The organism is Faecalibacterium intestinale (genome assembly GCF_040096575.1).
Taxonomy (GTDB): domain Bacteria; phylum Bacillota; class Clostridia; order Oscillospirales; family Ruminococcaceae; genus Faecalibacterium; species Faecalibacterium intestinale.
This window is the reverse complement of sequence record NZ_JBBMEN010000021.1, coordinates 38,234-44,656: the sequence shown is the minus strand read 5'-3', so window position 1 is coordinate 44,656 and position 6,423 is coordinate 38,234. Positions and strand designations below refer to the sequence as shown.

Below are 6,423 nucleotides of genomic sequence, written 5' to 3'. Positions count from 1 at the left end.
CTTGGAGCGCTTCGTACATCTCAGTGTCAACTGGTGTTTTTCAGCGTCTATTGGTTCTTTTCAAGGGCTTCCTGCTGGGACTTCAGAAGTCATTCTTTTGTCTCAGCGCTTGGCGCTCACATATAGTACCATACCGCAACCGCTTTTGCAAGCCTTTTTTACATTTTTTTCGCCTTTTTTTGCGCTTTGTGAACTATCGCCAGTTTTCCGCCGGGAACCGCCGGGTGTTTTGACGTCTCCAGCAGCGGCGGTGTCTCCCGCCCTATATTATTACATTATATAGGCAGCGTGATGCACAAACGGGTATAGACAGCGGCTTATATTACCCGCCAGAAAGCGTACTGCGCTGTCAAGACTTTCCGTGCAAAATTTTGTCCCGAAAAATATCTGCGATTTTTGGCGATTGCTACAAAACGCAAAATATAGTGGTATTTTGCTTGACTTGCCACTAGATAATGATAAAATAGAGCTACATTCAGTTTGTTGGATATCATTGTGCGCAAACGGGTATCTCTTAGGGTAAGGGATACCCGTTCACAATGCGCCTATATAGAAGGAGGAGAACCGATGAAGATCATCAAACGAAACGGTGCAGAAGTTCCTTTTGATATTACCAAGATCATCACCGCCGTTACCAAAGCCAGCGATTCTGTGGGCGGTCAGGCTCGCCTGAGCCGGGAGCAGATCACCCAGATCGCCGCAGCTGTTACCGACCAGTGCCAGCAGCTCAACCGCGCGGTCAGCGTGGAAGAAGTACAGGATCTGGTGGAGAACCAGCTGATGGACATTCAGGCGCACGATGTAGCACGCCACTATATCACCTACCGCTACGTCCAGAGCCTGAAGCGCCAGACCAACACCACCGACGAGCGTATTCTGAGCCTGATCGAGTGCCAGAACGAAGAGGTCAAGCAGGAGAACGCCAACAAGAACCCCACCGTCAACAGCGTGCAGCGCGACTATATGGCCGGCGAGATCTCCAAGGATCTGACCGCCCGTCTGCTGCTGGACCCGGAGATCGTAAAGGCACATCAGGAGGGTCTGATCCACTTCCACGATTCCGACTACTTCGCCCAGCATATGCACAACTGCGATCTGGTGAACCTTGAGGATATGCTGCAGAACGGTACCGTTATTTCCGGCACCTATATCGAAAAGCCGCACAGCTTCTCCACCGCCTGCAACATTGCCACCCAGATCATTGCGCAGGTAGCTTCCAACCAGTACGGCGGCCAGAGCATCAGCCTGACCCATCTGGCACCCTTTGTGGACGTCTCCCGCAAGAAGATCGCCGCTGAGGTGGAGCTGGAGATGGAAGGTCTGGACGTCTCTGCCGAGCGCAAAAAGGAGATCGTGGAGCGCCGTCTGCGCAACGAGATCAACCGCGGCGTGCAGACCATCCAGTATCAGGTGGTCACCCTGATGACCACCAACGGTCAGGCACCCTTTATTACCGTGTTCATGTATCTGGGCGAAGCCCGCAACCCGCAGGAAAAGGCCGACCTTGCCATCATCATCGAGGAGACCATCCGCCAGCGCTATCAGGGCGTGAAGAATGAGGCCGGTGTGTGGATCACCCCCGCCTTCCCCAAGCTGATCTATGTGCTGGAAGAGGACAACATCCGCCCCGGCGCTCCCTACTACTACCTGACCGAGCTGGCCGCCAAGTGCACCGCTAAGCGCATGGTGCCGGACTATATCTCGGAAAAGAAGATGCTGGAACTCAAGGTGGACAAGAATGGCGAGGGCCACTGCTACACCTGCATGGGCTGCCGTAGCTTCCTGACTCCCTATGTGGACCCCGAGACCGGCAAGCCCAAGTACTATGGCCGCTTTAATCAGGGCGTGGTCACCATCAATCTGGTGGACGTTGCCCTGAGCTCCGGCGGCAACTTTGAAAAGTTCTGGAAGATCTTTGACGAGCGTCTGGATCTGTGCCACCGGGCTTTGCAGGCACGCCATAAGCGGCTGCTGGGCACCCCCAGCGACGCTGCTCCCATTCTGTGGCAGTACGGCGCGCTGGCACGCCTGAAGAAGGGCGAAAAGATCGACAAGCTGCTCTTCGGCGGCTACTCCACCATCAGTCTGGGCTATGCCGGCCTGTACGAGTGCGTGAAGTATATGACCGGGAAGAGCCACACCGACGCCGGTGCCAAGCCCTTTGCCCTGAGCGTGATGCAGCACATGAACGACAAGTGCAACGAGTGGAAGAAGGCCGAGAACATGGACTACTCCCTCTACGGCACCCCGCTGGAATCCACCACCTACAAGTTTGCCAAGTGCCTGCAAAAGCGCTTTGGCATCGTGGAGGGCATCACGGACAAGAACTATATCACCAACAGCTACCATGTCCATGTCTCTGAACCCATCGACGCCTTTACCAAGCTGAAGTTTGAGGCCGACTTCCAGCGCCTGTCCCCGGGCGGTGCCATCAGCTATGTGGAAGTGCCCAATATGCAGGACAATCTGGAAGCCGTCATGAGCGTGCTGCAGTTCATCTACGACAACATCATGTATGCCGAGTTGAACACCAAGTCCGACTACTGTCAGGTGTGCGGCTATGATGGCGAGATCAAGATCGTAGAGGACGACGGCAAGCTGGTGTGGGAGTGCCCCAAGTGCGGCAACCGCGACCAGAACAAGCTGAATGTTGCCCGCCGCACCTGCGGTTATATCGGCACCCAGTTCTGGAATCAGGGCCGCACGCAGGAGATCAAGGACCGCGTGCTGCATCTGTAAAAACAGCAAAACTTTATTTTTGATTTGATGTTTGGAGCGGTCTTTCGGCCGCTCCAAACATCTTTTCAGCAAACGACAGGAACATTAGCATGAACTACGCAAACATCAAGTATTACGATATCGCCAACGGCCCCGGGGTGCGCACCAGCGTTTTTGTATCCGGCTGCCGCCACCACTGCCCGGGCTGCTTCAACGCCGTGGCATGGGACTTTGCCTACGGTCAGCCCTTTGATAAGACCGTGCGCAACGAGGTATTTGCCTCCTGCCAGCCGGACTATATCGCCGGGCTCTCCCTGCTGGGCGGCGAACCCTTTGAGCCGGAGAACCAGCGGGAGCTGCTGCCCTTTGTGCGCAACTTCAAGGCGCTGTACCCTGCCAAAACGGTGTGGTGCTATTCCGGCTACACTTGGGAACAGCTTACCGGCAAAGAGCCCAGTCCCGCGCGGTGCGAGGTGACCGACGAGCTGCTGGCACTGCTGGATGTGCTGGTGGACGGCAGATTCGTGCAGGCCGAACACGACATCTCCCTGCGCTTCCGCGGCAGCCGCAACCAGCGTCTGCTGGACGTCCCCAAGTCCCTTGCCGCCGGGCAGCCCGTGTGGTGGGAGGACGAAAAGGTGTTCGCCACCCATACCATGGAACGGTAAACCGTATTGAATCCCTCCCGTGAACATCAAAAGAAGCCGCTGCACGGTCTGTGCAGCGGCTTCTTTCTTTTTTTACTCCCGGCTGCCCACGGCGTCCTCGATGACGCGCAGAAAGGCGTTGCCGTAGCGGGCAGCTTTCTTTTCGCCCACGCCGCTGATGTTCAGCAGCTCGTCGATGCTCATGGGCTTTTTCTCTGCCATCTCCCGCAGGGTGGCATCGTTGAACACCATAAAGGCGGGCAGGTTCTGCTTGCCCGCAAGGCGCTTGCGCACCGCATACAGGGCGTTGAGCAGCTTTTCGTCCGCTTCGCTCAGGCTGCCGGCTGCGGCGGGCTTTGCGCGGCGGGGCTTTTCCAGCCGGTCGGCGCTCTGGGCGGCACGGCGGCGGGCGTATTCCACCTGCAGCTGCGCTTCCTGCTCGGCGGCAAGGCAGCAGGAGCAGTTGCCGCACTTTTGGGGCGCTGCTTCCCCGAAGTATTGCAGCAGAAAGCCGCGCAGGCAGTGCTGGGTGGTGGAGTAGAAGGTCATGTACTTGAGCCGCTCCTCTGCCTTGCGGGCGGCTTCGGCCTTTACATCGGCGGGCAGACCGTTGTCGGCTTCCCGCTCCTTGTCGATAAAAAAGCGGATGGTGCGCACATCTGTGCCGGAATACAGCAGGGTACACCGGGCGGGCTGACCATCGCGCCCGGCGCGTCCAGCCTCCTGATAATAGCTTTCCAGATCCTTGGGCATATTATAATGGATGACGAACCGCACGTTGGGCTTGTCGATGCCCATGCCGAAAGCATTGGTGGCAACCATCACCTGCACCCGGTCGTAGAGGAAATCGTCCTGATTCTGCCGCCGGGTGTCTGCATCCAGCTTGGCGTGGTAGGCTGCCGCCCGGATGCTGCGGCTTTGCAGCAGCTGCACCGTCTCGTCCACCTGCCGGGTGGTGCTGCAATACACGATGCCCGCATGATTGCCCTCCTTGAGCACCAGCTCCAGCAGCTCCTTGGGCTTCTGGCTGGGCAGCGCCCGCCGGGTCTCGAAGTACAGGTTGGGGCGGTCGAAGCTGGTGGTCACCTCGTAAGGATCTCGCAGCGCCAGATGGGTGCGGATATCCTCCCGCACATGGGCGGTGGCGGTGGCGGTGAATGCGCCTATGACCGGGCGGGCGGGCAGGCTGTCCACAAACGCCTTGATGCGCAGATAGCTGGGGCGGAAGTCCTGTCCCCACTGGCTGATGCAGTGCGCCTCGTCCACCGTGACCATGCTGATTTTCTGCTCCTGCGCAAACCGTTGGAAGCCCGGCATCTCCAGCCGCTCCGGAGCCACATAGATGATCTTATACCAGCCCTCCCGGGCGCGGTGCAGCATCAGCGCCTTCTGGTTATCGGTCAGGCTGTTATTCAGAAAAGCCGCCGCCACGCCCGCCTGCACCAGCGCTCCCACCTGATCCTTCATCAGGCTGACCAGCGGGGACACCACGATGGTAATGCCCGGCAGCAGCAGTGCCGGCACCTGATAGCAGATGGATTTGCCCGCGCCGGTGGGCATGACCGCCAGCACATCCTGCCCGGCCAGCAGGCGGCTGACGATCTCCTCCTGCCCGGGGCGGAAGCTGTCGTAGCCGAAAACTTTTTTCAGGATACTGTGCGGGTTTTCCATGGTCTCCTCCGTTATATAAGTAGGTGCGCTGACGCGCCGATCGCTCAAAACCTTATCAGTATACCACAAAACCGATACTTTTGGCAGAAAAAAGCGTCACTTTGCGCAAAAATGTGCGATATCCACTCTTTCTGCCCGGGAAGGATAGCTTTTCAGGCGCGAAAATGCTATAATGAGAACACATATCTCCATGCCACCCCCGCAGACTGCCCGGCATGGATCATGCAATGTAAAAAGGAGCATTTATAATATGCAGCAGAAACTTATCACCTTTGCCGTGCCCTGCTACAACTCGGCAGCCTATATGCGTCACTGCATCGAAACGCTGCTGAGCGCAGGCGAGCAGGCCGAGATCATTCTGGTGGACGATGGTTCCGTCAAGGATGACACCCCCGCCATCTGCGACGAGTACGCCGCAAAGTACCCCACCATCGTCAAGGCCATCCATCAGGAGAACGGCGGTCACGGCGAGGGCGTCAATCAGGGCATCCGCAACGCCACCGGCCTGTACTACAAGGTAGTGGACAGCGACGACTGGCTGGACACCGACGCCCTGAAAAAGGTGCTGGAGCGCCTGACCACGCTGGTAGCCCGCGGCACCGCGCCGGATCTGATGATCTGCAACTATGTGTACGAGCACGTGGAGGACGGCACCAGCCATACCGTGCGCTACACCAACGTGTTCCCGCAGAACCGCCTGTTCGACTGGGTGCACGTCCGGCACTTCCGCCCGGATCAGAACCTGCTGATGCACTCGGTCATGTACCGCACCGAGGTGCTGCGCCAGTGCGGCATGGTGCTGCCCAAGCACACCTTCTATGTGGACAACATCTTTGTGTACCAGCCCCTGCCCTACGTCAAGAGTATGTACTATATGGATCTGGATCTGTACCGCTACTTCATCGGCCGCGCAGACCAGAGCGTGAACGAAAGCGTGATGATCGGCCGTGTGGACCAGCAGCTGCGGGTCACAAAGCACATGATCGACTGTCAGGATCTGGACGCGCTGAAAGACCAGAAGCGTCTGCGCGCCTACATGGTGCACTACCTCTCTGTGATGATGGCGGTCAGCGACATCTTCCTGCTGCTGGACGGCAGCGCCGAAGCACACGCCAAAAAGGCAGAGCTGTGGCAGTACCTCAAGGATCACGTCACCCCCGGCGTTTACCGCGCCGTACGCGTGAACCTTGGCGGCCTGACCGACCTGCGCTTCCCCGGCGGCGACAAGGTGGTCATTTCCACCTACCGCCAGCTGCGCAAGATCTTCAAGTTCAACTAAGGGCTTTTGCAAAACAGCACCAACAAAAAAAGAGATAGGTTTCCCCGAAAGGGGTTGCCTATCTCTTTTTGCTTTGATCTTATGTTTTCAGCCTTCTGCCCGATCGGT

General features: G+C 57.8%; 5 protein-coding genes. 4 read left to right on the top strand and 1 reads right to left on the bottom strand.

Annotated elements, in window-relative coordinates; translation table 11 throughout:
• The 3 genes from WMO20_RS11830 to nrdG all read left to right on the top strand — a co-directional run.
• A partial coding sequence (locus WMO20_RS11830; RefSeq protein ID WP_349186976.1) for a hypothetical protein occupies positions 1-233 on the top strand: 233 nt, incomplete at its 5' end.
• A gap of 334 nt (positions 234-567) precedes the next feature.
• Complete coding sequence (gene nrdD / locus WMO20_RS11825; protein WP_349186975.1) at positions 568-2,739, top strand: anaerobic ribonucleoside-triphosphate reductase; 2,172 nt, start codon at positions 568-570, stop codon at positions 2,737-2,739.
• An 89-nt stretch (positions 2,740-2,828) separates the two neighbouring features.
• The gene (gene nrdG, locus WMO20_RS11820; protein ID WP_308563786.1) at positions 2,829-3,386 is read left to right on the top strand and encodes an anaerobic ribonucleoside-triphosphate reductase activating protein; all 558 of its coding nucleotides are present in this window, start codon (positions 2,829-2,831) and stop codon (positions 3,384-3,386) included.
• 72 nt (positions 3,387-3,458) lie between these two features.
• Here nrdG and WMO20_RS11815 read toward each other — a convergent pair whose 3' ends face one another.
• Positions 3,459-5,036, bottom strand: a complete 1,578-nt coding sequence (locus WMO20_RS11815) for a RecQ family ATP-dependent DNA helicase (RefSeq protein ID WP_349186974.1) — start codon at positions 5,034-5,036, stop codon at positions 3,459-3,461.
• Positions 5,037-5,286: 250 nt separating this feature from the next.
• On the opposite strand from WMO20_RS11815, the gene WMO20_RS11810 reads away from it, so the two are divergent.
• Positions 5,287-6,315, top strand: coding sequence for a glycosyltransferase family 2 protein (locus WMO20_RS11810; protein WP_349186973.1), 1,029 nt, complete (start codon positions 5,287-5,289; stop codon positions 6,313-6,315).
• The last annotated feature ends 108 nt before the right edge of the window (positions 6,316-6,423 follow it).